General features: G+C 66.4%; 24 protein-coding genes. 12 read left to right on the forward strand and 12 right to left on the reverse strand.

Features of this window, described 5'->3' with window-relative positions:
• Positions 1-136: 136 nt before the first annotated feature.
• Both ACOQOP_RS10430 and ACOQOP_RS10435 read left to right on the forward strand, forming a co-directional pair.
• Positions 137-703 (forward strand): biliverdin-producing heme oxygenase, encoded by a 567-nt coding sequence (locus tag ACOQOP_RS10430; RefSeq protein WP_420566271.1) that lies wholly within the window; start codon positions 137-139, stop codon positions 701-703.
• Complete coding sequence (locus ACOQOP_RS10435) at positions 687-3,254, forward strand: GAF domain-containing protein (protein WP_420566272.1); 2,568 nt, start codon at positions 687-689, stop codon at positions 3,252-3,254. The genes ACOQOP_RS10430 and ACOQOP_RS10435 overlap by 17 nt, the downstream gene beginning before the upstream one ends.
• Before the next feature lie 84 nt (positions 3,255-3,338).
• On the opposite strand, the gene ACOQOP_RS10440 is transcribed toward ACOQOP_RS10435, so the two are convergent.
• Entirely contained in the window at positions 3,339-4,145 is an 807-nt protein-coding gene (locus ACOQOP_RS10440) for a response regulator (protein ID WP_420566273.1), read from the reverse strand.
• Positions 4,146-4,406: 261 nt separating this feature from the next.
• A complete protein-coding gene (locus tag ACOQOP_RS10445) occupies positions 4,407-5,150 on the reverse strand; it encodes an ATP-binding cassette domain-containing protein (RefSeq protein ID WP_420566274.1) in 744 nt (247 codons plus the stop codon).
• A 223-nt stretch (positions 5,151-5,373) separates the two neighbouring features.
• Between ACOQOP_RS10445 and ACOQOP_RS10450 the strand changes: the two genes are divergently transcribed.
• Complete coding sequence (locus ACOQOP_RS10450) at positions 5,374-6,573, forward strand: ROK family protein (protein WP_420566275.1); 1,200 nt, start codon at positions 5,374-5,376, stop codon at positions 6,571-6,573.
• A 78-nt stretch (positions 6,574-6,651) separates the two neighbouring features.
• Here ACOQOP_RS10450 and ACOQOP_RS10455 read toward each other — a convergent pair whose 3' ends face one another.
• The 4 genes from ACOQOP_RS10455 to ACOQOP_RS10470 all read right to left on the reverse strand — a co-directional run bounded on the left by ACOQOP_RS10455 (position 6,652) and on the right by ACOQOP_RS10470 (position 12,124).
• Entirely contained in the window at positions 6,652-8,283 is a 1,632-nt protein-coding gene (locus tag ACOQOP_RS10455; RefSeq protein ID WP_420566276.1) for an alpha-D-glucose phosphate-specific phosphoglucomutase, read from the reverse strand.
• Between the two features lie 148 nt (positions 8,284-8,431).
• Positions 8,432-9,157, reverse strand: coding sequence for a lysophospholipid acyltransferase family protein (locus ACOQOP_RS10460; protein ID WP_420566277.1), 726 nt, complete (start codon positions 9,155-9,157; stop codon positions 8,432-8,434).
• A gap of 205 nt (positions 9,158-9,362) precedes the next feature.
• A complete protein-coding gene (locus tag ACOQOP_RS10465; protein ID WP_420566278.1) occupies positions 9,363-10,256 on the reverse strand; it encodes a D-Ala-D-Ala carboxypeptidase family metallohydrolase in 894 nt (297 codons plus the stop codon).
• A complete protein-coding gene (locus ACOQOP_RS10470) occupies positions 10,256-12,124 on the reverse strand; it encodes a L,D-transpeptidase family protein (RefSeq protein ID WP_420566279.1) in 1,869 nt (622 codons plus the stop codon). The genes ACOQOP_RS10465 and ACOQOP_RS10470 overlap by 1 nt, the downstream gene beginning before the upstream one ends.
• A gap of 357 nt (positions 12,125-12,481) precedes the next feature.
• Here ACOQOP_RS10470 and ACOQOP_RS10475 point away from each other — a divergent pair, with 357 nt between their 5' ends.
• Together ACOQOP_RS10475 and ACOQOP_RS10480 are read left to right on the forward strand one after the other, a co-directional pair.
• On the forward strand, positions 12,482-12,637 hold the full coding sequence (locus ACOQOP_RS10475; RefSeq protein ID WP_420566280.1) for a hypothetical protein: 156 nt from the start codon (positions 12,482-12,484) through the stop codon (positions 12,635-12,637).
• Positions 12,638-12,796: 159 nt separating this feature from the next.
• The gene (locus ACOQOP_RS10480) at positions 12,797-13,024 is read left to right on the forward strand and encodes a hypothetical protein (protein ID WP_420566281.1); all 228 of its coding nucleotides are present in this window, start codon (positions 12,797-12,799) and stop codon (positions 13,022-13,024) included.
• A gap of 106 nt (positions 13,025-13,130) precedes the next feature.
• On the opposite strand, the gene ACOQOP_RS10485 is transcribed toward ACOQOP_RS10480, so the two are convergent.
• A complete protein-coding gene (locus ACOQOP_RS10485) occupies positions 13,131-13,856 on the reverse strand; it encodes a Crp/Fnr family transcriptional regulator (protein ID WP_420566282.1) in 726 nt (241 codons plus the stop codon).
• 197 nt (positions 13,857-14,053) lie between these two features.
• Between ACOQOP_RS10485 and ACOQOP_RS10490 the strand changes: the two genes are divergently transcribed.
• The gene (locus tag ACOQOP_RS10490; RefSeq protein ID WP_420566283.1) at positions 14,054-14,269 is read left to right on the forward strand and encodes a hypothetical protein; all 216 of its coding nucleotides are present in this window, start codon (positions 14,054-14,056) and stop codon (positions 14,267-14,269) included.
• Positions 14,270-14,391: 122 nt separating this feature from the next.
• Here the strand turns inward: ACOQOP_RS10490 and ACOQOP_RS10495 are convergent, their stop codons facing one another.
• Positions 14,392-15,327 (reverse strand): OmpA family protein, encoded by a 936-nt coding sequence (locus ACOQOP_RS10495; protein WP_420566284.1) that lies wholly within the window; start codon positions 15,325-15,327, stop codon positions 14,392-14,394.
• A 448-nt stretch (positions 15,328-15,775) separates the two neighbouring features.
• Between ACOQOP_RS10495 and ACOQOP_RS10500 the strand changes: the two genes are divergently transcribed.
• Entirely contained in the window at positions 15,776-15,949 is a 174-nt protein-coding gene (locus tag ACOQOP_RS10500) for a DUF1328 domain-containing protein (protein WP_420566285.1), read from the forward strand.
• Between the two features lie 107 nt (positions 15,950-16,056).
• Here ACOQOP_RS10500 and ACOQOP_RS10505 read toward each other — a convergent pair whose 3' ends face one another.
• Positions 16,057-16,299 carry a hypothetical protein gene (locus tag ACOQOP_RS10505; RefSeq protein ID WP_420566286.1) on the reverse strand — a complete coding sequence of 81 codons (243 nt, stop codon included), beginning with the start codon at positions 16,297-16,299 and terminating at the stop codon, positions 16,057-16,059.
• Between the two features lie 451 nt (positions 16,300-16,750).
• Here ACOQOP_RS10505 and ACOQOP_RS10510 point away from each other — a divergent pair, with 451 nt between their 5' ends.
• The 3 genes from ACOQOP_RS10510 (at position 16,751) to ACOQOP_RS10520 (ending at position 19,707) form a co-directional block, all read left to right on the forward strand.
• A complete protein-coding gene (locus tag ACOQOP_RS10510) occupies positions 16,751-17,317 on the forward strand; it encodes a sigma-70 family RNA polymerase sigma factor (RefSeq protein ID WP_420566287.1) in 567 nt (188 codons plus the stop codon).
• Between the two features lie 192 nt (positions 17,318-17,509).
• Entirely contained in the window at positions 17,510-17,788 is a 279-nt protein-coding gene (locus tag ACOQOP_RS10515; protein ID WP_420566288.1) for a hypothetical protein, read from the forward strand.
• Between the two features lie 239 nt (positions 17,789-18,027).
• The gene (locus ACOQOP_RS10520) at positions 18,028-19,707 is read left to right on the forward strand and encodes a phospholipase D family protein (protein WP_420566289.1); all 1,680 of its coding nucleotides are present in this window, start codon (positions 18,028-18,030) and stop codon (positions 19,705-19,707) included.
• A gap of 103 nt (positions 19,708-19,810) precedes the next feature.
• On the opposite strand, the gene ACOQOP_RS10525 is transcribed toward ACOQOP_RS10520, so the two are convergent.
• The 3 genes from ACOQOP_RS10525 to ACOQOP_RS10535 all read right to left on the reverse strand — a co-directional run bounded on the left by ACOQOP_RS10525 (position 19,811) and on the right by ACOQOP_RS10535 (position 21,649).
• Positions 19,811-20,056: an anti-sigma factor family protein gene (locus tag ACOQOP_RS10525; RefSeq protein WP_420566290.1), complete on the reverse strand. Its 246-nt coding sequence runs from the start codon at positions 20,054-20,056 to the stop codon at positions 19,811-19,813.
• 230 nt (positions 20,057-20,286) lie between these two features.
• The gene (locus ACOQOP_RS10530) at positions 20,287-20,682 is read right to left on the reverse strand and encodes a VOC family protein (protein WP_420566291.1); all 396 of its coding nucleotides are present in this window, start codon (positions 20,680-20,682) and stop codon (positions 20,287-20,289) included.
• A 40-nt stretch (positions 20,683-20,722) separates the two neighbouring features.
• Positions 20,723-21,649, reverse strand: coding sequence for a LysR substrate-binding domain-containing protein (locus ACOQOP_RS10535; RefSeq protein ID WP_420566292.1), 927 nt, complete (start codon positions 21,647-21,649; stop codon positions 20,723-20,725).
• A 245-nt stretch (positions 21,650-21,894) separates the two neighbouring features.
• On the opposite strand from ACOQOP_RS10535, the gene katG reads away from it, so the two are divergent.
• Both katG and ACOQOP_RS10545 read left to right on the forward strand, forming a co-directional pair.
• Complete coding sequence (gene katG / locus ACOQOP_RS10540) at positions 21,895-24,105, forward strand: catalase/peroxidase HPI (protein WP_420566293.1); 2,211 nt, start codon at positions 21,895-21,897, stop codon at positions 24,103-24,105.
• A gap of 140 nt (positions 24,106-24,245) precedes the next feature.
• Positions 24,246-24,566 (forward strand): hypothetical protein, encoded by a 321-nt coding sequence (locus ACOQOP_RS10545; protein ID WP_420566294.1) that lies wholly within the window; start codon positions 24,246-24,248, stop codon positions 24,564-24,566.
• The last annotated feature ends 318 nt before the right edge of the window (positions 24,567-24,884 follow it).

The raw sequence follows: 24,884 nt of genomic DNA on the forward strand, positions 1-24,884 counted from the left end.
GTGTCACGCCTTCCAACGAACCGGATCCGCGACTAGGGTGAACGCGCGCGGCGAGGCCGGACCGCGGCAGCCAGGAAGAACGGTCGGCGACGGGCGTCAGGCCGGCGCAGGCAGGTTCCGATCGAGGGCTGACCCTATGAGACTGCGAGACCACCTCAGACAGGAAACCAGAACGCTGCACCAGCGCACCGAGGAGGCGCTGGCCGGCCTCGACATCCGGACCGGGCTCGGGCTGGACCGCTTCCTGCTGGTGCATCATGCCGCCGTCCTGCCGATCGAGCGCCGGCTCGCCACCTGCGACCTCGCCGCCTGCGACATGGCTGAGCGCTGGCCGTTCCGCCTGACCGACCTGCTCGCCCAGGACCTGCGGGAGCGCGCCCTGAACCCGACCGAGGGTGTAATGGCGTCAGCGATCGACCACGCGCACCCTCTCGGCCTGTGCTATGTGCTTGGCGGATCGAGGCTCGGTGCCCGCTTCCTGCTCAGGCGCCTGAGCGGCGCCGGGCCCGCACCTCGCTACCTGACCCAGGCGCCAGACGATGCGATCTGGCCCTGGACCCTCAAGCTCCTGAACTCTCCCGAGGCCGACTCGGCGCCCTGGGATGCCGTGGTGAAAGCCGCCGAGACCGCCTTCGCCAGTTTCGCCGACGCCCTGACCCTGGTCGGGGCTTCCAAGGAGAGTATCGATGAGCTCGCTGTCTGAAACGTCGCCGGCCGTCGACCTGTCGGAATGCGAGCGCGAGCCGATCCACAAACCGGGCCGGGTTCAGTTCTTCGGCTTCCTGATGGCGGTGTCGCCCGACTGGACCATCACCCAGGTGTCGAGCAATACCGGCACCTATATCGGGCTCGAGCCGGAAGACCTGCTCGGCGCCGATCTGAACTCGGTGCTGAACCGAGAGGCGATCCACAACATCCGCACGCGCATGCAGATGCTGCAGGACGAGGACACCGTGGAGCGGCTGTTCCGCATCCGGCTGCTCGACAACCTGGACCGCGAGTTCGACATCGCGCTGCATGTCACGGGCGAGACCACGATCCTGGAGTTCGAGCCGAACTCGGACGTGCAGCAGGACTACACCGCCTATGTCCAGCCGATGATCAACCGGGTGTCGAAGCCGGAGACCGTCAAGGAGGCCTGCGAGTCGGCGGCCAAGGCGGTCCGGGCGCTGACCGGATTCGACCGGGTCATGGTCTACCGGTTCCACGACGACGATTCGGGGGAGGTGATCGCCGAGGTGCGCGGCCCCGGCGCGGAGAGCTATCGCGGCCTGCGCTATCCCGCCTCCGACATCCCGCCCCAGGCCCGGCGGATGTACCTGCGCAGCACCCTGCGGATCGTCTCCGACATCCACGCGCCGACAGCCGAAATTCTGCCGGAGAAGGATCCGTCGACCGGCGAGCCCCTCGACCTGTCCCTATCCAGCCTGCGGGCGGTCTCGCCGATCCACCTGGAGTACCTGGAGAATATGGGGGTCCAGGCCTCCATGTCGGTGTCCATCGTCATCCGCGGCAAGCTCTGGGGCCTGATCGCCTGTCACCACAACAGCCCGCGGGTCCTGAGCTTCCAGGCGCGCTCGGCCACCCAGATGTTCGGCCAGCTCTTCGCCCTGATCCTGGAGAAGAAGGACAACGAGCTCAGCAATCTCGACCGCGAGCGCGCCCAGTCCCTGCACGACGCGCTGATGGCACGCCTGGCCACCGGCTCCTCCATCGCTCGGCAGTTCCAGGACCTCGCCGACATGATCTCCCAGGTGATCCCCTGCGACGGCATGATCGGCTGGACCGAGGGGGCCTATAACGCGGTAGGCGAGGTCCCGAGCCAGGACGAGTTCAGCGCCCTTCTGCCGTTCCTGATCTCGGCCGCCTCGGGCCGGATCTACGCGACCCACGACCTGGCCGGCGCCCTGCCCGAGGGCATCTCCGCGCCGGCCCCCATCGCCGGCCTGCTGGCGATCCCGGTGTCCCGCTCGACCCGGGATTTCATCGTCCTGGTCCGCCGGGAGATCACCAAGACCATCGAATGGGCCGGCGCTCCCGACAAGGCGGTGATCCGGCGCGACGGCGAGGACCGGCTGAGCCCGCGCACCAGCTTCGCCGCCTGGCAGGAGATCGTCCGGGGTCAGTCCGCCCTGTGGACCGACAGCGACATCCGCACGGCGGAATCCCTGCGGGTCACCCTGACCGAGGTGATCCTGAAGATGTCGGAGACCGCCCTGGCCGAGCGCACCGCCGCCAACGAGCGCCAGGAGATCCTGATCGCCGAGCTGAACCACCGGGTGCGCAACATCTTCAACGTGATTCGGGGCATCTGGTCCCAGAGCTCGTCCTCGGGCGGCGGTACCGTCACCGGCCTGACCGAGACCGTCGGCGGCCGGATTCAGGCCCTTGCCCGGGCCTATGACCAGGTTACCGAGGTCGACTGGCGGCCGGCCTCCCTTTGGCGTCTGCTGGCCACCGAGCTGGCGGCCTATTCCGACTCCGGCCGCGACCGGCTGGAGCTCCGCGGCCAGGACGCCCTGCTTCTGCCCAATGCGGTCTCCGCCACGTCGCTGGTGATCCACGAGCTGACCACCAACTCGATCAAATACGGGGCGCTGAGCGCGCCGTCCGGTTGGATCACGGTGACTTCCACCGCCGGCACCGGCGGCGACCTGACCATCGAGTGGCGCGAGCAAGGGGGCCCGACCGTCTCGCCGCCCGAACGGATCGGCTTCGGCACCACGATCATCGAGCAGTCGGTCCCCCATGAACTGGGCGGTACCACCGTCGTCCGCTTCGCCTCCGAGGGGCTGGAGGTGGACATCACCATCCCGGCACGCTTCGTGGCCGGCATGGTCAATACGCCGGCGCCGGTGATCGGCCAGGTCCGCGAGGCACCCGCGCCGCGTCAGACGATCAGCGGCTCGGCTTTGCTGCTGGAGGACAACCTGATCATAGCCCTGGCAACCGAGGAGATGCTGCGCAATGTCGGCGCCGACCACGTCTGGATCTGCTCCACCGTTGCCCAGGCCCTACGGGTGATCGAGACAAGCGACGTCGATTTCGGCGTGCTCGACGTCAATCTTGGGGACATGAATGCGGGCGATGTGGCGCGGGAGCTCAGCCGGCACGGCGTCCCGTTCATGTTCGTGACAGGGTATGGCGAGCGGTCGCCGATGAAGGCGGCCTATCCCCATGCCCCCGTCCTGCAGAAGCCCTTCGCCGAGGAGCGGCTCGCGACCGCCCTGGCCAATCTCAAAGGCCGCCGCTGAACGGCACCCCAAAAAGCGTATCCCGGCCGCGAGGGGCCGGGACATCACTCTCAGAGATAAGAATTCGGCGGCGGACGACCCGTGTCAGCCTATGTCGCGCTCGGCCTCGGCATCGATGACGCCGCCGAGCCTGTCGCGGGCGGCGATCGTGTAGCCCAGGGCCGCGCGGATCGCCTCCGGCTTGAACGGCTTGGCGACGATCACCGCCGGCTCGTTCTCCAGACCGGTAAGCACCTCGTCAGGATAGGCGGTGACATAGATGGTCGCGAACTCGCCGTCGGCCCGCAGCTTCTCGATCGCCTGCAGCCCGGTATCGCCGCCTTCGAGCATCTGGTCGGAGACGATGATTTCGGGCCAGTTCTGGCGGCAGACCTTGATGGCGTCGGCCTCGTTGGTGACGATACCGATCACCGACAGGCCGGTCTCGCCGATGATATCGGACAGGTCCTGGGCGATCAGGCCGTGATCCTCGAGGATCAGCACCGGCAGCGGCGGAAGGTTGCGGGTCAGTTCCCGGCCCTCCTCCAGCTCGGTAGCCGCCTGCTCCGGCGAGAGGCTCACGAGTTCCGCCGCCTCCTCCAGCGAGAAGCCGACGAAGTCGCACAGCAGCAGCATCTGCTCGGGCACCGGCGGAAGGTTCGGCACGAAGGTGCGCAGCCGGTCGTCGGTGAAGGGCAGAGCCTCGCCCTTCGTCTCGTCCCCGGCCTCTCCCCCGCTCTGGGATCCCCATTCGCGGAAGAAATCCTTGAAGACCTGGAATTTCGCCGAGGCGGTGGCCGTCCCGCTCAGTGCCTGGTCGGTTTCGGCGCTGGCATAGGTGAGCCGCAGCCACTCTTCCGCCCAGACCGTATCCACGTTCAGGGCACGCAGAAACCGACGAAGCGGGCGCACACTCTGATGATTAAGCCATTTCCGCATAGTCACTTTTACCTGAGTCACGCGAAGCCGCGCGGAATCTACGTCCCGAGAGAGAAGACCAATTTAACGCCGATTCGGCAATCCGGTTCTCCACTTTCTGCCGCCTACCAGCCGAACTTTCGTTGAGTATGCAAGGATCGAGCGGCAATTCACAGTCTAATATCCCGCAATAATAGAGCCACTTAAGGCTCATTCACCGTTCTGTGCGGAATTCCGGCCTGGCCCCGCGACGCCTCACGCCGCACGCTCGATCGCGCCGGTGATCAGCCCGGTCACCTCTTCCGGCGAGGACTGGACGGCCGGCTTGTCGGTCACGAGCACGCCCCGGCGCAGGACCGCGATCCGGTCGGCCACGGCGAAGACGTCGGGCATGCGGTGGCTGATCAGCACCACGGCGATGCCCTGGTCGCGCAGACGCCGGATCAGATCGAGCACCTCCGCCACCTGACGCACGCTGATCGCGGCGGTCGGCTCGTCCATCAGCACGATCTTCGGGTTCGACAGGCGCGTGCGGGCGATCGCCACCGCCTGCCGCTGCCCCCCGGACATGCGCCTGACGAGATCATAAGGCCGGGTCTCCGACTTCAGCTCCTCGAACAGGGCGCCGGCCCGGGCATACATCGACCGGTTGTCCAGCACCCGGAACGGCCCGAAACCGCGCATCATCTCGCGGCCGAGAAAGACGTTCGCCGCCGCCGTCAGGTTGTCGCACAGCGCCAGGTCCTGATAGACGACCTCCACCCCCGCCTCGCGGGCTTCCCGCGGATTGTGGAACTCGGCCGGGCTCCCATCCACGAGCACCTGCCCGCCGCTCGGCCGGAAGTTGCCGGAGATGATCTTCACCAGCGTCGACTTGCCCGCCCCGTTGTCGCCCATCAGGCCGACGATCTGGCCCGGCTCGACCGAAAGCGAAATGTCCCCCAGCGCCTGGATGGCACCGAACCGCTTGGAGACGCCGCGCAGCTCCAGAACCGACATGAAACCCTCCCTGTCGCGTCCCCTGTTGACCGGGAACGTCGATATTTGTTCACGCCCTCAACTTATTTTAGAGGAACCGCGGACGTTCGGCCACAAGAACTCCGCGCATCCGCTTGACCGACCCCGGGCATCGGCCGAATAATTTCAGTGAAGAAGCAAAAATGATCGGATCCGCCGGCACGAGCCGATGGATCGATCCGGGGAAGCGGCTGGGCCATTCGTCTTGGAGAAAGATAACAGTCGGACACGCATCCTGCGCCTGCTGCGCCGGCATGGCGCCATGCCGCGGGTCGAGCTGGTGCGCCGCACGGGGCTGAGTGCGGCGGCGGTGTCGACCATCACCTCCGAGCTGATCGGCAGCGGCGTGCTGGTCGAGGCGGCGGAGGAGCCGGCCGCCGGCAGCGCCCGGGGCCGCCCGCCGGTCAATCTCGCCTTCAACCCCGCCTTCGGCCGCGTGGCCGCCGCCTCGATCCGGATGGACGTGATCGACGCCGTGATCGCCGATTTCCAGGGGAACATCCTAGCCCGCGAGCTGATCCCCTGCACCACCCGCGACCTGAAGGGCGACGAGGCGGCCCATGCCTGCGGCAACGCCATCGAGAAGGTCATGGCCCAATTGCCCGGCGCGGGGCCGAGCACGCTGGGCATCGCGTTCCAGGGCATCGTCGACCCGGTCGCCGGCCGCCAGGTCTGGAGCCCGATCCTGGCGATCCGCGACACCGACGTAGTCTCTCCGCTGGCCGACCGGTTCCAGGTCCCCGTGGTGATCGAGAACGACGCCGCCGCCACCGCCCTCGCCGTCGCCTCGCGCGACAGCCGGCTGCAGGAGGGGCTGGTCGCGGTGCTGATGATCGGACACGGGGTCGGCATGGGCCTGCTGAGCCAGGGCGGCCCCTTCCCCGGCACCCATGGCTTCTCCTCGGAAATCGGCCATGTGCGGCGCCAGCCGTCGGGCGCCCAGTGCCGCTGCGGCCAGCGCGGTTGCATCGAGGCCTATCTGGCCGATTACGCCCTGTATCGCGACGCCCGCTCGATCGCCAACCTGCCGATCGCCAACCACCAGCAGCCGAGCGAGGACCAGATGATGGTCCTGGTGCGCCGCGCCGAGGACGGGGATGGCGGTCTGCAGCGGCTGTTCGACGAGGCCGGGTCCAGCCTGTCCGACGCGGTGCGCACGGTGGCCTCCGTCCTCGCCCCCCACCGCATCGCCATCGCCGGATCGGGCATGCGCGGCTACCACCTGATGAAGGCGAGCTTCGAGGCGGGGCTGCGGGATTCCCTGAACCCCTCCTACGACGCCCTGTCGCGGATCGTCATCGCCGAGGGTGGGGTGGATCTGATCGTGGAAGGCATGGTGCAGCTCGCCCTCCAGCGTCTCGACGCCGAACTCGCCACCGGGGCGCCGGTGCGGGCAGCGGGGTAACGCCGTCCGAAGCCCCCTATCTCGCACTCCCCGGCACAAGGCCGGGGAGTGCGAGATAGGGGGTAGAGTTGACGCTTGCTACGTCCGCACGTCCGGCTCGGCACGGCCGAGGCGGTCCCGGATACCGGCCAGCTTGTGGACGGCCGCCGAGACCTTCGCCAACGCGTCCTGCGGGTCCTGGGCCTGTTTCGCCGGGTCGGGCTCGAACCGCTCCAGATAGACCCGCAGCGTCGCCCCCACCGTGCCCGTGCCCGACAGGCGCAGCACGGCCCGGGCGGCATCGCCGAAGACGATCCGGATACCCTGCTTACTGGCCGTCGATCCGTCCACCGGATCGGTATAGGCGAAATCGTCCGCCTCGGTGACGGTCAGCCCTTCCACGGTCTCGCCCGGCAACCCGTCGAGCACGGCGCGGAGGTCGTCCATCAGCGTCTCCGCAGCCGCCTTGTCCACTTCCTCGTAGTCATGGCGTGAGTAGTAGTCGCGGCCATAGGTCGCCCAGTGCTCGGCCATCACCTCGGCGACGGACATCTTCTTGGCCGCCAGCACGTTCAGCCACAGCAGAACCGCCCAGAGCCCGTCCTTCTCGCGCACATGGCTGGAGCCGGTGCCGGCACTCTCCTCGCCGCAGATCGTCACCCGTCCGGCGTCGAGCAGCGTGCCGAAGAATTTCCAGCCCGTCGGCGTGGCGAAGGCCTCCACCCCCAGCTTCTCGGCCACCCGGTCGGCCGCCCGCGAGGTCGGCATGGACCGCGCCACCCCCGCGATCCCCTTGGCGTAGCCCGGCGCCAGATGCGCGTTGGCGGCCAGCACCGCCAGGCTGTCCGACGGGGTCACATAGGTGTTGCGGCCGACGATCATGTTGCGGTCGCCGTCCCCGTCGGAGGCGGCGCCGAAATCCGGGGCGTCGGCGGAGAACATCTCCTCCATCAGCGCCGCCGCATAGACCGGGTTCGGATCCGGATGGCCGCCGCCGAAATCGGGCAGCGGCGTGCCGTTGATCACGGTGCCGGCCGGCGCGCCGAGCTCGCCCTCCAGGATCGCCGTCGCATAGGGTCCGGTGACCGCATGCATGGCGTCAAAGCGCATGCGGAACCCGGAGGCGAACAGCGCCCGGATCGCGTCGAAATCGAACAGGGTGCGCATCAGCTCGGCATAGATCGCCACCGGGTCGATGACTTCCACGGTCATGCCGCCGAGATCGCTCTCCCCGTCCCGGGACAGGTCGATATCGGCCGCCTCCAGGATCCGGTACTCGGAGATCTCCGCGGTGCGGGCGTGGATCGCGCCGGTGATGCTCTCCGGTGCCGGGCCGCCGGCGGGAATGTTGTATTTGATGCCGAAATCGCCGGTCTCGCCGCCGGGGTTGTGGCTTGCCGACAGGATCAGGCCGCCATCGGTCTTGCGGTGGCGGATCACCGCCGAGGCCGCCGGTGTCGAGAGCAGACCGTCGCGGCCCACCACGACCCGGGCTGCTCCATTGGCCGCCGCCATCTTCAGGATCGTCTGGATGGCCCGGCGGTTGAAGAACCGGCCGTCGCCGCCGAGGGTCAGGATCTTGCCGGCCAGCGGGCCGACCGAGTCGAAGACGGACTGGACGAAGTTCTCTAGGTAGTGCGGCTGCATGAAGACGGTGGTCTTGGCGCGCAACCCCGAGGTCCCGGGCTTCTGTCCGTCGAACGGGGTGGTCGCGATCGTCTTCACGGTCATCAGGGTCTCCGTCGTTTCCGGGTCCGCCGGCGGCAGGGCCGCTCGCAGCGGCGTGCGAGCTTCCAAGATGCCACAGACCGGCTCAAGAGCCGACTTTCCAGGACGAGGGATTATTCCGCGATCAGTGACCGATCCGGGGTCTCGGAGGTCAGGCGTCGCTCCAGCCGGCGAGCTTGCTCTCGATGAACTGGACCACCTGCTCCTGCGCGCCGCGGCTATCGGCATCGATGGTGATCGGCTTGCCAACCGCGAACCGGACCGGGCGCTTCGGCACGATCCAGCCGATATCCTGCAGCCAGCGCCCCTCGCTCCAGGCCGAGGTCTGCAGGGCGATCGGAACGATGGGCACGCCGGCGGCGCGGGCGAGCCGGACGCCGATCGTGTTGAAGCCCTTGCGGTCGAACGCGACGGTGCGGTGCGCCTGGGGGAAGACGATGACGGACATGCCGGCCGCCAGCCGCTTGCCGCCCTCGCCCAGAACCTGACGCAGATCCGCCTTGGGGTCGGCCCGCTCGACCACGATGGGATCGAAGGCCTTCAGCACCGGCCCGAACACCGGATAGCGCATGAGGCTCGACTTCACCACGAAGGTGCAGGGGGCCGCCGGGCTCAGGATCGAGGGCAGGATCTGAGTCTCGAGCGCACTCATATGGTTGGCGGCGAAGACATAGGGCCCACCGCTCCAGTCCGTGTTCTCCAGGCCGGAGACCTCGAACCGCACGCCCACCGACTCCAGCGACCGGCGCAGCGCATGGCTGCCGGCGACCAGCCGTTCGTTGGTCAGCCGCCCGCGCCGGGCCTGATAGGCCGCCGAGCCGATATGGGCGGCTGCCCGGGCGTAGAACAGCACCGACGGAAAGAACACGCGAAACACGGCATTCCCCTAACTTCTAGGCGGAGAAACGATACGATCGCCGCACCGGGGTCGACCAGCGTTTCTCCCCTCTGCCCTCGACCCGCGCGGGCCCTCGGGGTTACGCGGCTCGTGGTATCGCAGAATTACGGCAGGAATCATGGCGACTTGAACGGACTGATACAGGCCGGCGTCGCCGCCGTCGACAACGAACCGCCTCGGCGGCCTAGCGCCCCCAGCGGGCCTTGCTGCCGCGCCCGTCGGAATGCAGGAACGGACCGTGCACCGCGTTGGCCGCGTAGGAGCCGAGCCCGCCGGGCTGGACGTCGCGGCGCTTGGCGAACAGATCCGAGGCGAAATCGTAGAGGAAATCGGCATCGGCCTTGGTGATCCGCCCGTCGCCGTTCAGGTCATCCATCACCCCGTCGCGCGGATCGACGTCCACGTAGATGTCCGAGGCATCCCCGTACATGTGCCGCGACAGCCGCGCCGATCCGATGGCGGCATTGTAATAGGGCGTGCGAAAGCCGCTCATCACGAAGAAGCTGCGCGCCTCGGTCACCCCCTCCGCGCGCAGGGCGGCCAGCAGGACCTCCAGGCGGTGGATATTGGCGTCGGTCACCAGCAGGAATTTCGGGAAATGGGCCGGCTGCTGCTTGCAGATGAACTGACCGATCGTGAAGTTCGGCGAGATCGGCACGTCCAGATCGTCCGGGCCCAGCCTAATGAAGCCCGGCGGCGCGTTGCGCGGATAGCGGCCGATCCGGTAGCCCTCCAGATAGCCGCGGGCATCGATGCTGCTGGCCGGTTTCAGCACAAACAATGTGACCGTCTGCACCTCCTGACCCGCGCCATCGGCGACACGCAGGCGGTGATGACCCGGCACCTCGGGGGCCACCCAGCGCCTGCCCACCGGCTCGTCATCGACGGTGGCGGTATGGCCGGCCGGGATATCCAGCCGGATCGTCTTGCCCGGCATCACCAGCCGATGCCAGACCGGATGGGGCGGGGTGTCGCCGTTCAGGCGGACGGCGCGGCTCTCGGCGACGGCGGACGTGCAAGCGGCCAGCATCGGGCCGCACAGCATCGCCGCGATCAGGATAGTCCAGGCAAAGCGCATCAATCAGCCGGCATGGGTCCCGTGCTGTCGAGAGCGATGCTGGCGGTTGTCTGCACTTCCGGCGGGGCAACGCGCTCGACGAAATGAATCTGTCCGTCGCGCTTGTAGATGTCCCGCCAGAAATTCGGAACCCCCTGATCGTCCACGGTGACCGTCATGTAGGTCAGATGGACCGGGATCGGCGAGCCGAACCGGATGTGCCGGTTCTTGCCCGAGGCCACGGCCTGGCGGATCTGCGCCTCGCTCGTGGCGGTGTCGTGGGAAGCGAGCCAGTTGGCCATCTCAACCGGACGCTCCAGCCGGATGCACCCGGAACTGAAGGCGCGGTTCGCCCGCTTGAACAGGGACCGACTCGGCGTCCCGTGCAGATAGACCGAATGCCGGTTGGGGAAGATGATCTTCAGCTCGCCCAGGGCATTCATCGCGCCCGGATCCTGCACCAACCGGTACCGGCTCGCCGCAGTCGGGTCGCGCCAGTCCACCGCCGTCGCGCTCACCCGCAACCCGGTGCTGCGCTCGTAGACGGCAAAGCCCTTGCGGTCGGCATAGGTGCTGTCCTCGATCAGCTTCGGCAGCTTGTCGCGACGCGCGATGCTGACCGGCACGTACCATTTCGGGTTGGCCACCGTGTATTCGATCTCGTCGGAGAATATCGGCGTCTCGCGCGACGGCTGGCCGACGATCGTCTTCATCTGGATCTCGCGGCGCCCCTCGTTCCAGCCCTCCGCGGTGAAGGAGGGAATATTGGCCCACACGAAACGCTGGCCGAGGTCGCCCTGGTTCCGCCACTGGTTCATGGCGCGCACGATGCGGTCGATCTTGGAGTCGACGCTCTCGTTGAGCGCCGCCAGGGTCTTCGGCCCGAGGACCCCATCGGTCTCAAGCCCATGCCGGGCCTGGAACGTCTTCAGGGCCGCGACCATTTCCGCATCCATCAGGGTCGGGTCGGACGGCTGGTCGCGCGCCTCCCCAGCATACGGGGCCGGGCTGCCCATGGACACCTCGACGAGGGGATCCGCCATGACGGACGGCCTCTCGACCGGCGCGCTCGACGGGGCCTCCGCCTCGCCGCCTATACGATAACCTTCCGCTTCCAGGCGGGCGCGAAGGGCCGGAATTCGGTCGCTGCGGTCGCCCTCGCGCACCAGATCTCCTTCCGGAACGGCGTACCAACCGCCGGCGGACCGGATGTCCCGGTATCTCAAGAGGGCTCGCTTCAGCCCCTGGTACTGGGCGTTGTCCACCTCGAACGGCTCCAGGGTGCCGATGGCGTCTCCCTCGCCCGCCTTACGCAACGCCACGGTTAGCTCGGAGCGTGCCGGCCGGTGCTCGAGCGACGCAACCGCCCGGCCCTCATCCTCCAGACCGCCGCTCACTGCCGCGGCAACGCGCAGCCAGACCGCCGTCATCTCCAGGTCGGCCCGCGCCCGCTCCGCGTCATCGTCGGCCCCGAAGCGCCGCTCGACGAGCTGCTCGACCGATCCGCCGACCACCTGATCCACCTGAAGGCCGTAGTCGAACAGACGACGGCTGAGGGTCACCAGCGATGCGCCTCCGTCCTGCGTCCAGATCGGCTGGAACAGGTCCTGGGCATAGGCGATGCGGGCGGCGCGTACGGCGCTCGGCTGCACGTCCCGGCCCAGACCGGCCTCCAGCGCGTCCTGCATCACCAGCCGCTCGATCTCGGCGGTCAGGTCGCCACGGGCGGTATCGCCCAGCATGTCGGACAGGGGTAGAGCCGCCACATCCTTCTGGGAGGGGACGGCGATCGATACCGGCGTGGCGTGCTGTGCGACGGCCGGCGACAGGCTCAGGAGAAGCGACGATCCGGCGAAAACTCCGGCCATAAGGGTTCGGGAATGCAACATTCTTTGATTCTCCGTTGGCGTCGCTGCCCGCCCCGCCCGGCTCATCCGTTCCCGGCGCGCGACAATCAACTCTCTGCCCGGGTAACGGACCCGCGGGGAGACTGGTTCCGGATTTCCTGAGTCTTTCTGCGGGCCCCCGTCGCATCGGCGACCGGAAGGGGGGGGTCAACGGGCGCCCGCCCTCCTGTCTCTATGTGCCCTCCTCTCTCTATGTATAGAGCGCCGTGCCCGCCGGTCGGCACTTCCACTCCGCCCCCGCAGCTTTCCAAATTATTTGTGGGAACCGACCCTGTGTTGGTCCGTTCTCCCACCGAACACACGAGGTCTTGCTGAAGACAACGAGAATGGAGGTTAGTCATGAAGAAGTTCGTTTGGGCCAGCCTGCTCGCCGGTTTCCTCTCCCTCGGCCTGTCGGCCTGCTACGACAACGACGGTCCGATGGAGCAGATGGGCGAAGCCGCCGATGAGGCGGTGAACGACACCAAGCGCGCCATCAAGGACGCCGCTGACTAAGGCATCCCCCCTGCCTCTGACCCCGCGCAGCCGCCGTGCCCCCCGCACGGCGGCTGTCGCATTTAGTGAGGGAGCTTTTCCATGAGCAGGGGGATTACGGGAACCGCGCGATTGGATGCGCGTTTCTTACTCAGAATGTAACAGCGAGGAGATTGAGCCATGCGTAAGCTTGCTACCGCTGCCCTGGTGACCGCCGGCCTGACGCTCGGCGCCTGCTCGGGCATGAACAGCACCCAGCAGAGCACCCTGTCCGGCGGCGCCATCGGCGCCGGCGTCGGCGCGGCCGGCGCGGCGGTCACGGGTGGCTGTGTGGCCTGCGGCGCAGCGATCGGCGGTGCCGTCGGTGCCGGTACCGGCTACATCATCGACGAGTCCAAGAAGGACTGATCGACGACCTTCCGATCGGACGCACGGCGGAAGGCCGCCGCTCCGGTCGGGACACCGAAAGCGGTGGTCGAATGGCTCAAGGGGAAGGAACCGGCGTTCCTTCCCCTTATTTCGTGCCCTCTTCCGGAAAATGCAGATAGTCGTCGGAGAACTCGCTGATCTCGCGCAGGCGCTCGAGGTCCAGCAGGCGCACCGAGTTGCGCTCCATGGCGATGAGCCCGCCCCGCACCAGATCGCGCAGGACGCGGTTGGTGTGAATCATGCTGATGCCCAGAGAGTCGGCCAGGTCCTCCTGCGTCAGCGGCAGTTGGAACTGCTCCCCGCTGCGCACCAGATCGACGACCTGCAGCCGCCGGTGAATCTCGCACAGCAGATGGGCGGCACGCTGGCGCGCGCTGCGCCGTCCGAGCGACACCAGGCGCTCCGACACCACCCCCTCCTCCTGCGCCGCCGTCCACGCGAGGGCCACGGCGAGCTGCGGCTGATTGTTCAGCAGGTCGGAGAACGGCCGGATCGGGATCGAGAACGCATCGATGGCGGTATGCGCCTGGACATAGACCTCGGCCTTGTCGAACAGCGCGGCGTTGAAGCACAGGATGTCGCCGGGAATGGCGAAATTGATGATCTGCCGCGCGCCGTTGCTGGTCAGCTTCGAGCGGGTCGCCCAGCCGTCGACGATCAGATAGACCGAGCGGAACCCGTGGCCGGGCTGGACGATGTAATCGCCCTTGGCGAACCGCACGGTATCGGTGCAGACCACCGTAAAGGCCGACTTCATCACGTCGGTGACGGCGATCATGCCGGACAATTTGCGGAACAGATATTCGGTCATGATATTCAACTGCTTGCCCGCTTTGTCGGTGACCATGCCATCACGCCCTATGGAATAAAGTCCTTCCAGAAAGTGCCTATACATTAACCCATGATGAAGATCTGGCACCTAATTACAGATACTAAGTCTGTATGGAAGACGACACTTGGACTGCCTTGATACGAACTGGCCCCCCGCCGGAAGGATCAGATAATACGATGACGGAAGGGACACAAACTCGCGGCAAACGCACGGAACGTTTGCAAATCATGCTCAACGATGACGAACTGGGCGAAATCGAGGATTGGCGATTCATACACCGCGTCAATTCGCGGTCAAGCGCCATTCGTATGCTCATCAGGCTCGGCCTGGACGCATCCAAGCAGGGCGTGAAGCCGGCGGAAGAACTCCCCCTGGGTCGGCCCAAGCCCTGACCCGAACGGAGGCGACAGCTGAACTGTCGCGCCTCGGCTGACAGCGAGACGAAACGACGAAGCCCCCGCCAACCGGCGGGGGCTTCGCTTTGTAAGGGTTGCTCGTTGTGGCCGTCGTCGCCTTACTGGCTGACTGCGGCGGTCTGGTCGATCACCTTGGTGACCTGACCGTGAGCGATGATCTCGACCCGGCGGTTGCGCGGCTCGCGGACGCCATCGGCCGTGGGCACGGCGAGATCGGTCTCACCCTGGGCCTCAATCTCCAGATCGCTGTAGGAGCCGACGGTCATCCCCTGGCGCTCGAGCTCGGTACGTACCGACGCGGCCCGATCCTGTGACAGGGCGTAGTTATAGTCGTTGGGCCCGGTCGTGTCGGCATGGCCGGCGATATACAGGGTGACCACCGGCTGGATCTGCTTCATCTCGGCGACGAAGCTGTCGATCTTGGCCTGGGCCTGGCCGGTGATGGTCGACTTGTCGAACTCGAAATACACCGTCTCTCGGGCGATCTCGTCCTGGACCACGGCGGTCGTCTTGACCGGCTCGGGCGCCACCGCCGCCTTCAGGTCGTCCAGCGCCGCCAGATAGGCGTCGCGGCAGGCAGCGATATGGGCGGGCTGATGGCCCTCTTCCTGTTGCTCGACCCAGCAGTCGTACTTCGCCTGGGCGACCGCGGCCTCGTGCGGCGCGCTCGAGCGGGCGCCGTCGTCGAGGATGGTGACGAGTTCGGCCCGGGCCAGTTCAAGTTCGCGCAGTTCGCGCTCGCTCTCGATATCCCACTCGGCCGGGGTATACGGCAGCGGGGTCGTGCCCTCGGCCGCCATGTTGCCCTTGGTCGCGTGGTTCTCGGCATCGACCCAGTCGTACATCTCGTCCGCCTCGAACAGGGCGATCTTCTTGTACTCCTGGACCAGCTGGGCGTTGAAGGTGTCGCCCGCAGGCGCGCGCTCGCGGATCTCCGCGACGTCGTTGAAGATCAGACCCGCCGTCGCGGGCGTGCTGATCAGCCCGGCAAGAACAAGCGGGGTGGAACGACGGAGAAGGGTCTTGATAGTCATGCGTGTCTCCTGTTTCTGACTGGGAAACAGGACCCGCCGCAACAGCGGCACCAGGCGGTGCCGGCCGATGATCGATATCGGGTCCCGCATGGCACGATCGGTATGGGTTCCAACCGCCCCCATACCGGTCCAACGAGATACCCCCAAACGGGGTTCCTGATTTCTTTAACATTTATCAATGTTTGCCGCCGCGCCCGGTGGCAGGAGGGACCAGGCGCCGGGGCGAAACCGCCCCCATCGAGTCCCGAAGACAATGCCCATTAATATAGTGCAAGCACGCCGGCTCCGGGCTCCAAGACCCGGACAGCCCACCTTTTGGCACACAGCCCCATTTTTTGTCGGCGCTTTTCAGGAACCTTTCATTTGACCCGGCGTTTACCCCCCACACGACAACACAATGCGTTGGATCCGTTCGGTCGCCAGCGCTGACTGAAAGATGGAGACAAAAATGCTTGGTTGGAGCCTGATGTTCCTGGTGCTGGCGATTATCGCCGGCGTGTTCGGTTTCGGCGGCATCGCGGCTGCTTCCGCCGATATCGCCCAGATCCTCTTCGTGGTCTTCCTGGTCCTGCTGGTCATCAGCGCCGTGGCCGGCGCGATCCGTGGCCGACGGCCCATGTGACGCCGCTTCGCGGTAACCCGAGAGCCAAAACAGCGATGCCCAGCTCTGAGAGCTGGGCATCGGCATTTTTTATAGTCTAAAGAAGCACTGTCCGAATCAACCGGGCCCTATTCCTCGATCGGGATGGCCCGATACTCAGTCGATTTCATGTCCCGCGGATCGGGCATCTCGACGTCTGAATCAACGACGTCCTCGTAGAGCATCCCGCGTCGAATGAGTTCCCGGATTGCGGCCGCACGGGTCGGAATACGATTGTCGAAGCGCCAATCGTCAATCCGCGTCAATTCCTCGTCGTCCAACATGAGCTGCAATCGCTCAGTACGACGACCAGACTTTTGTTCTTCACCCATCGGGTTCTCCAAGGTGCAAGGCTTAGCCAACCCACCCATGTCGTCGTATCTCCGGCGCCACACTGGCTACCGCGGATCAAATTCATCCGAATTTGAGCACTAACACCATTTGGTTCCGGCAGATAGCGCCTTACAGGGCAAAGGGTTGCCTATCATATACTCATAGTACGCCTCTTACTCAACTGCCATCAGTTGCATATATTGACGCTTTGGCTTCAAATGTTCATTCACCCCAAAACGCCCAATAGCCCCCTGCCGCTCATAGTGAGTTGAATAATCAATATGAACACGAGGCGCCTTTTCTGCCCGTTCCTCATGTTGCTGAAATTGCCTCCATTATACAAACCGCCCAATTGGGGCTTTATGCTTTAGAGTGGGTAGCGCTTTTTATTGAAAGCGTCGTTTGGAAGTATTTTATTGTTGGTCATCGCAACGAATTCAGGTGACCGAGATGAGTCCCAACGTGGCCAAAGAGATCGAACAGCTGCTCCCCACCCTGCGCCGCTTCGCGCGGTCGCTGACCCGGGATGCCGCCCGAGCCGATGATCTGGTCCAGGACACCGTCGAGCGGGCGCTCAAGCGCATCGACAGCTTCGAGGAAGGGTCGAACCTCAAGGCGTGGATGTTCACCATCATGCGCAACCACTTCATCTCCGAGTGCCGCCGGCCGCGTCCGGTTGCCGGTTCGGAGGATCTGGACTCCGGGAAGTACGAACAGGCCATCCCCGGCGCCCAGCAGGACACCGTCGAGCTCAAGGAGTTCATGGCGGCGTTCTCCAACCTGGACCAGGCCGATCAGGAACTGCTGATCCTCGCCGGTCTCGAAAACGTGCCCTACCCGGACATCGCCGAGATGCTCGACGTCGCCGTCGGCACCGTGAAGTCCCGGGTCGCCCGCGCCCGCATGCGTCTGCGTGAACTGCATGTCGGCGGATCGCATCTCTCCGCCACGCCCGCCTATGCCTCGTCCATGCGCTCGCGCAACGGCGCCATCGCCCATCACGCGGGTGTTGCCTGAGCAACCCCGCGCGGCGCGACGGTCCTAGCGACATAAGAGAAGGAGACAGGGAAATGAGAACGGCCATGGAGCAAACCATCACCAGCATGCCCCCGGCGCTGCAGCGCACGATCCTGACGATCGGCTGCGCGGCCGCCACGACCTTGTGGGCCCAGATCCTCCTTGTCATGGCGGGGGCCTGAGATCATGCGGATGCGTTCCATAGCAATCGTCGCCGGCGCCGCTCTGATAACCCTGTTCGCCATGCCGGCCGCCCTGCTCGGCGGCGCCATGCTGGCCCAGTCCTACGCCCCCGACACCCTGAGATTCGCCGTCCACGCCGCCACCGGCGTCACCGAGGACGGTCTCGACGCCCCCGAGGTCCAGACCGCCTGGACGTCCATGCGGAATAGAATGGACCTGAACGTCGTCAAGACCGCGACGGCCGACGAAATCGGCATCCAATCCGCCGAGGCCGCGCCGGCCCGCTGACCGCCGACCTGGCGCACCAGACCACCGCGCAAGGCGCTTCACACCCCGTCGGCAGGGGGCTCATCCAGGCAGCCCTGCCCCGCGCCCGGCCGCCGCCCTGCCCATCAAGGTTTCAAAGAAACGGTTTCTCGATGACTTTCCCGGCGGCCGCCAGGCAGCCCCGCACGCCGCAGTTCGCCCGTACTCCGCAGCACAACGCCGATACCTCGACCGCGATGGATGCAGAACAGGAGTCTTGGGTGATCCAGGATCAGGAGCCGGATGGCAGCGAGGACAAGGTCGATACGCCCGAGGAGACCGTCACCCCTCTCATCGAGGCGAGCGAGGCCTATCCGGTTCTTGAAGAGCGGATCTTCGACGCGCGCGACGAGGTGCTGCTCGGCTTCCGGATACTCGACCCCGCGACCAAGCTGCGGTCCCGCCGCCTCCTCGATGCGGGCCTGGTCACCTGGGCCGACCTGATCGCCGCTGTCTCGGCCCGCGGCGCCGACGTCCGAATCCTGCTCACCGATTTCGAGCCGACCGTCGCCACCGGGCTGCACACCCTCACCTGGGCCTCGGTGCGCGGCTTCCATCACGCCCGCGCGTCCGTCGAGGCCCGTCCCGACGCCGCCCGCTCCCTCCAGGTGCTCGCCGCCCTGCACGAGGCCAAGGTCGGCAAGGCGCTGCGCTGGGTGTTCTGGCCGCTGGTCTGGCTGCGGGTCCGCAGCATGGCCCGCGCCCGGGGCATGCGGACCGATGCCCTGCTGGCCGACGCGCCGGGCCTCGCGCCCCTGCTCGGAACACGGGATGCCAGCACCATGCTGCCCCGGCTCGGCCCGCCACCGCGCCTGCGCCCGGCCACCTATCACCAGAAGCTCGCCGTGATCGACGGCTCCTTCGTGGTGATCGGCGGCCTCGACGTGAACGAGCGGCGCTACGACACGCCGGCCCACGACCGGCCGTCGGCGGAAACGTGGCACGACGTCAGCCTGGCGATCACCGGGTCGGTCTGCGCCGACGCCCGCGCCCATTTCATCGACTGCTGGAACCGCGAGGTGAAGCCGTTCAACCAGCGTGTCCGGCGCCTGCGCCGCTTCGTGCGGAACATGCCGCCTCCGGTGGAGCGGATGGATCCGAGTCATGACGAACCGCGCCCCGCCGGCGCCGAGGTCGGCCGCCTGCGGTTCATCAAGACGGTGTCACGCCAGCGCCGCACCCTGACGGAGTTCGGTCCCCGCCCCGCCTTCAAGGAGATCGAACAGGCGCATATCGACGCGATCCGTCAGGCGGAGGGGCTCATCTATATAGAGACTCAGTTCCTGCGCTCGCGCAGCGTCGTCCAGGCCCTCGTCGACGCCGCCCGGCGCCAGCCGGAGCTGCGGCTGATCGTGCTGCTGCCCTCCGCTCCCCAGGAAGTGCTGTTCGACGACGCGGCCGGGACGCCCCACCGTCACGGCGAATGGCTGCAGGTGCGCTGCCTGGAGACGGTGCAGGAGGCGTTCGGCGAGCGGGCCGCCTTCTATTCGCTGGTCAACCGCTACGCAGAGGCGCAGGAGGATGGGCGACGGACGATCGACGGCCATCCCGTGGTCTACATCCACTCCAAGGTCTTCATCGTCGATCATCGCCTCGCGATCGTGACCTCCGCCAATCTCAATGGCCGAAGCCTGCGCTGGGACACCGAGGCCGGCGTGGTGTGGGAGGATGTGGAGGCGGTGACGGCGTTCGAGCGGCGGATCTGGGCCGATCATCTGGGCTCCGTCTTTGACGGCCGGGAGATCGGCCCCGACAACGCCGCCCTGTTCGCCCTATGGGAGGAAGCCGCCCAAGGTGGCCCCGCCAATGCCGAAAGGCGACCTTACGTGGCCGCCTTTCCGTTTGAAGAAGCCCGTGCCTTCGCCAGGAAATCCTGGTTCGTGCCGGACGATCTGGTGTGATGACGCTTTTGGGAAAGTCAGCAGGGCTCTGCGTCCATGGGAATGTCAGAGCCTGCCGGGCACCGTGTCGGTCCGCGCGCCGTACCGCGCGCGAGCGCGTCCGTTAGTCCGCCGCGCGGGTATGGGATCGTATGAGGTCCACCAGCCGCTGCGGCGTCGGCTCGTCCATCATGGGGTCCAGCGCCCGGTGCATCAGGGCATTCTGGGCCATGAACGCGCCGAGGGTTTCCGCGCAGCGGTCGTCCTGCAGATCCAGTTCCTCGATCGCTTCGGCCAGATCGCCATCCGCCTGCCCATCCACGAACGCAGAGAGATCTTCGATCGTGATGACATCCAGCAGGGTTGGCATCTCATGATCTCCGTGTCGCGACAATGACATACTCCGCCTCGTTCGGTTGCACGCATACAGAACGTACGACCCGCGAGCCGGTTCCTTAAAATACGACAGATCCCAGCATATTCCAGGCTGAACCAAAAAATTAAGGTATTAACCTTAACTGTTAGTGGGTTATCGCTATAGCCGCCACTACAGCAGATTATTTTCTGCCGCCAACGATGACTTCGTTGTGAGTGTCGCCCTCAAGGATAAACCGCCACCTCGATCAGATTGCGGTCGGGGTCGTAGAAATAGACCGAGGTCATCGGGCCGAGCGCGCCGATCTGGGAGACCGGCCCCTTGGCGATCTCCACGCCGCAGGCGCCCAGATGGGCGACCACCTCGTCGATCGGGCTGGTGGAGATCAGGCAGATGTCCAGGGTGCCGGGCGTGTCGTTGTCGACGCTCCACCAGTGCTCGGTGCCGGCCGGACGGATGTTGAACTTCTGCCGACCGTATTTCAGCGCCACATGGGTGTAGTCGCCATAGGCGAACTCCTCGCGCTGCAGGCCCAGGACCCGCTCGTACCAGGCGACCGTTCGGTCCAGGTCGCTGCAGTTGATGACGATGTGGTCGACCCGGTCGATCGTGAAGCCCATGGCGCCCTTCCCTTAAGTGATGAGGCCGTTGGCCGGCCGGTCAGGCCGCCAGACTCGCCTGCCGGTGCTTCTCGCGCAAGGTGGCGGCGGCCCCGCGGACCAGTTCGGCCACCTCGGCAAGCTGGGGAGCCAGCGGACTGGTCTTGCGCCAGATCATGCCGACCGTGCGCGCGGGCTGCGGTTCGGCGAACCGGGCCAGGGACACCTCGGCGGAACGGGTCTCCACATCCGCGGCCATTTCCGGGATCAGGGTCACGCCGATGCCCGCCCCCACCATCTGCACCAGGGTCGACAGCGAACTGCCGTCCAGGGTCTCGCGCGGCAGGGCCGAGCGGATATGGCAGAAGGACAGGGCCTGGTCGCGGAAGCAGTGCCCCTCCTCCAGCAGCAGCAGCCGCATCTCGCGCAGGCTGGCCGGGCTCGGGACCGGGTCGTCCCCGGCGTCGCCGGGCCGCACGAGCAGGAAATTCTCGGAGAACAGGGCGACCTCGGTGAAGGCCGGCTCGGAGATCGGCAGGGCGACGATGGCGGCGTCGATCCTCCCGTCCGACAGTTCCTGAAGCAGGCGGGGGGTCAGGCTCTCGCGCACATGGATGTCGAGCCCGGCATGACGTCCGGTCAGGTCGCCGATCAGCGTCGGCAGCAGATAGGGGGCGATGGTCGGGATGATGCCCAGGCGCAGCCGGCCCATCAGCCCCTCGCGCGCCGCGCGGGCCATGTCGCCGAGCTCGTCGGTCGCGCGCAGCACCTCGCGGACCCGCACCGCGAACTCCTCGCCGAAGGTGGTCAGCCGCACCTTGCGAGCGCTGCGGTCGAACAGGGAGACACCGAGGGTCTCCTCCAGCTCCTTGATCTGCATGGACATGGCCGGCTGCGAGATCGCGCAGCTTTCCGCCGCCCGGCCGAAATGCCCGGTGCGGGTGACGGCGTCGAAATAGCGGAGCTGCTTCAGGGTGACGTTCAGCATAAGCTGAACTTATCAAATCGATCAGAAAATGAAAATTCCTTCGATCGTTTAGTTTGGATAGATTCTAAATTAGCGATGACGCGGGGCCCGTCGGGTCTTAGGATGGCCGCGGGTGGACGGGAGAACCGTCGACCTCTCTGAGGCCCTGGGCCATCGCGAACGCCTATGACGCTTTCTGTCCGGCGCGCGCGACTGGCGGTGCCCCGCGGAGAGACCAACCCGAATTGCCATGCTGGGAGGTAGTAATGGACGGCAGTAACAAGTCAGGCGGATGCCCATTCATGCACGGGCATACGCTGGCATCCGCGGTGACCAACCGCGATTGGTGGCCGAACCAGATCAATCTGAAGATCCTGCACCAGAACCCGCCGATGTCGGACCCGCTCGGCGAGGACTTCAACTATGCCGAGGCCTTCAACGCGATCGACTACGCCGCGCTCAAGAAGGACCTGACGGCCCTGATGACCGATTCCCAGGACTGGTGGCCGGCCGATTACGGCCATTACGGCGGACTGTTCATTCGCATGGCCTGGCACAGCGCGGGTACCTACCGCACGGGCGACGGCCGTGGCGGCGCCTCCTCCGGCACCCAGCGCTTCGCCCCGCTGAACAGCTGGCCCGATAACGGCAACCTGGACAAGGCGCGCCGCCTGCTGTGGCCGATCAAGCAGAAGTACGGCAACGCCATCTCCTGGGCCGACCTGATGATCCTGGCCGGCAACGTCGCCCTGGAATCCATGGGCTTCAAGACCTTCGGCTTCGGCGGCGGTCGCGAGGACATCTGGGAGCCGGAAGAGGACATCTACTGGGGCCGCGAGACCGAGTGGCTGGCCACCTCCGACAAGGAGAACAGCCGCTATTCCGGTGACCGCATCCTGGAAAACCCGCTCGCCGCGGTTCAGATGGGCCTGATCTACGTGAACCCGGAAGGCCCGGACGGCAACCCGGATCCGCTGGCCTCGGCCAAGGACATCCGCGAGACCTTCGCCCGCATGGCCATGAACGACGAGGAGACCGTCGCCCTGGTGGCCGGCGGCCACACCTTCGGCAAGTGCCACGGTGCCGGCGACCCGTCGCTGGTCGGCGCGGAGCCCGAGGGTGGCGACATCATCGACCAGGGCCTCGGCTGGAAGAACAGCTTCGAGTCGGGCATGGGCGCCCACACCACGACCTCCGGTCTGGAAGGCGCCTGGACGCCGAACCCGACCAAGTGGGACATGGGCTATTTCGACATGCTGTTCGGCTACGAGTGGGAGCTGACCAAGAGCCCCGCCGGCGCCAACCAGTGGGCCCCGAAGAACCCGGCCGAAAAGGACATGGCGCCGGACGCCCATGATCCCTCCAAGAAGGTCCCGACCATGATGTCCACCGCCGACATGGCGATGCGCATGGACCCGGCCTACGAGAAGATCTCCCGGCGCTTCCACGCCAATCCGGACGAGTTCGCCGACGCCTTCGCCCGCGCCTGGTTCAAGCTGACCCACCGCGACATGGGCCCGCGCGTCCGCTATCTCGGCCCGGAGGTTCCGAGCGAGGAGCTGATCTGGCAGGATCCGGTGCCGGACGTCGACCACCCGCTGGTGGACGACAAGGACGTGGCCGACATCAAGGCGAAGATCTTGTCCGCCGGCATTCCGGCGGCTGACCTGATCTCCACCGCCTGGAATGCGGCAGCCAGCTTCCGCGGCTCCGACAAGCGGGGCGGCGCCAATGGTGCCCGCATCCGTCTGGCCCCGCAGAAGGACTGGGAGGCCAACGAGCCGGTCAAGCTCTCCGCCACCCTGGAGAAGCTGGAAGGCCTTCGGAAGTCGATCAACGACGGCCTGTCCGGCGGCAAGAAGATCTCGCTCGCCGACCTGATCGTGCTGGCCGGTTCCGCCGCGGTGGAAGACGCCGCCAAGAAGGCCGGCCATGACGTGAAGGTTCCCTTCGCGCCGGGCCGCACCGACGCCAGCCAGGAGCAGACCGACGCCGAGGCCTTCGAGCCGCTCGAGCCGAATGCCGATGGCTTCCGCAACTACCATCCGCGGAAGTACAGCGTCGCCGACGAGGAGCTGCTGGTCGACCGCGCCCAGCTCCTGGGCCTGAGCGCCCCGGAGATGACGGTGCTGGTCGGCGGCATGCGGGCGCTGAACGCCAATTACGGCGGATCGAACCTGGGTGTCCTCACCGACAAGCCGGGAACGCTCACGAACGACTTCTTCGTCAACCTGCTGAACATGCGCACCGTATGGTCGGCGGCGAACGAGGACGAGACGGAGTTCGAGGGCCGCGACCGCACCAGCGGCGCGCTGAAGTGGAAGGCGTCCCGCGCCGACCTGGTCTTCGGCTCCAACTCGCAGCTTCGGGCGATCTCCGAGGTTTACGCCCAGGAAGACGCCAAGGCGAAGTTCGCCAAGGACTTCGTGAAGGCCTGGACCAAGGTGATGAACGCGGACCGGTTCGATCTCGCCTGATCGCGACCGATCCGGACTGACCTGATCCAAGGGGGGCGGCGTCTCGGCAGAGGCGCCGCCCTTCTGCGTTTGGAACCGGGGCTGCGGCGGGCCGTTTCCCTGGCGAGCCCTTCTCCATCCACACGACCAGGAGGACATCCATGACCGACCGGATCGTCTGGAAGTTCACCCCCATTGCCCATGCCGAGGACCCGCGCTGGCTGGACCGGCAGATCGCCCAGACCCTGTATGTCGAGGCGCCGACCTCGGGCGAGGCGATCGTCGCGGCCACGGCCTGGGACAGCCGCAACGTGACCGGCCATGTGGGCAACGAGAGCGCCCACAACCACAGCGCCTTCGCCGACGAGAAGCTGTACCGGGTCGACCGGGCGGCGGCGGATGAGATCGACCGGTTCGATCCGGCCACGGGGCCGGTCTGGTCGGGCGGCGAGGCGCTTGTGCTGGACAACCTCACCAACTGAGCGGTGCACCCGCGGTGCGAACTTGCGGCCTACCCGCAGGACTTTCCCACCTACACCGTCATCCCGGACGAGACCGTCCCGGATTTAATCCGGGACTGATCCGGGCTCGGGCCGGGACCCACTGGCGTCAGACACGGTCCCGGCCCGCCCCCGGGTCTAAGCCCGGGGCCGTCCGGGATGACGCAGGCAGAACATGGGGAACAGCGCAGGCAATATCCCCCTCACAGGGCTACAATTTCGGCCCAACTTCCGGCACTCTTCTGTTAATATACGAATGAAATAACAGTGCATTAGGAAGTACCGACATATCGATGGCGG

Origin of the sequence: Thalassobaculum sp., assembly GCF_965223715.1 — a bacterium.
GTDB lineage: Bacteria > Pseudomonadota > Alphaproteobacteria > Thalassobaculales > Thalassobaculaceae > Thalassobaculum.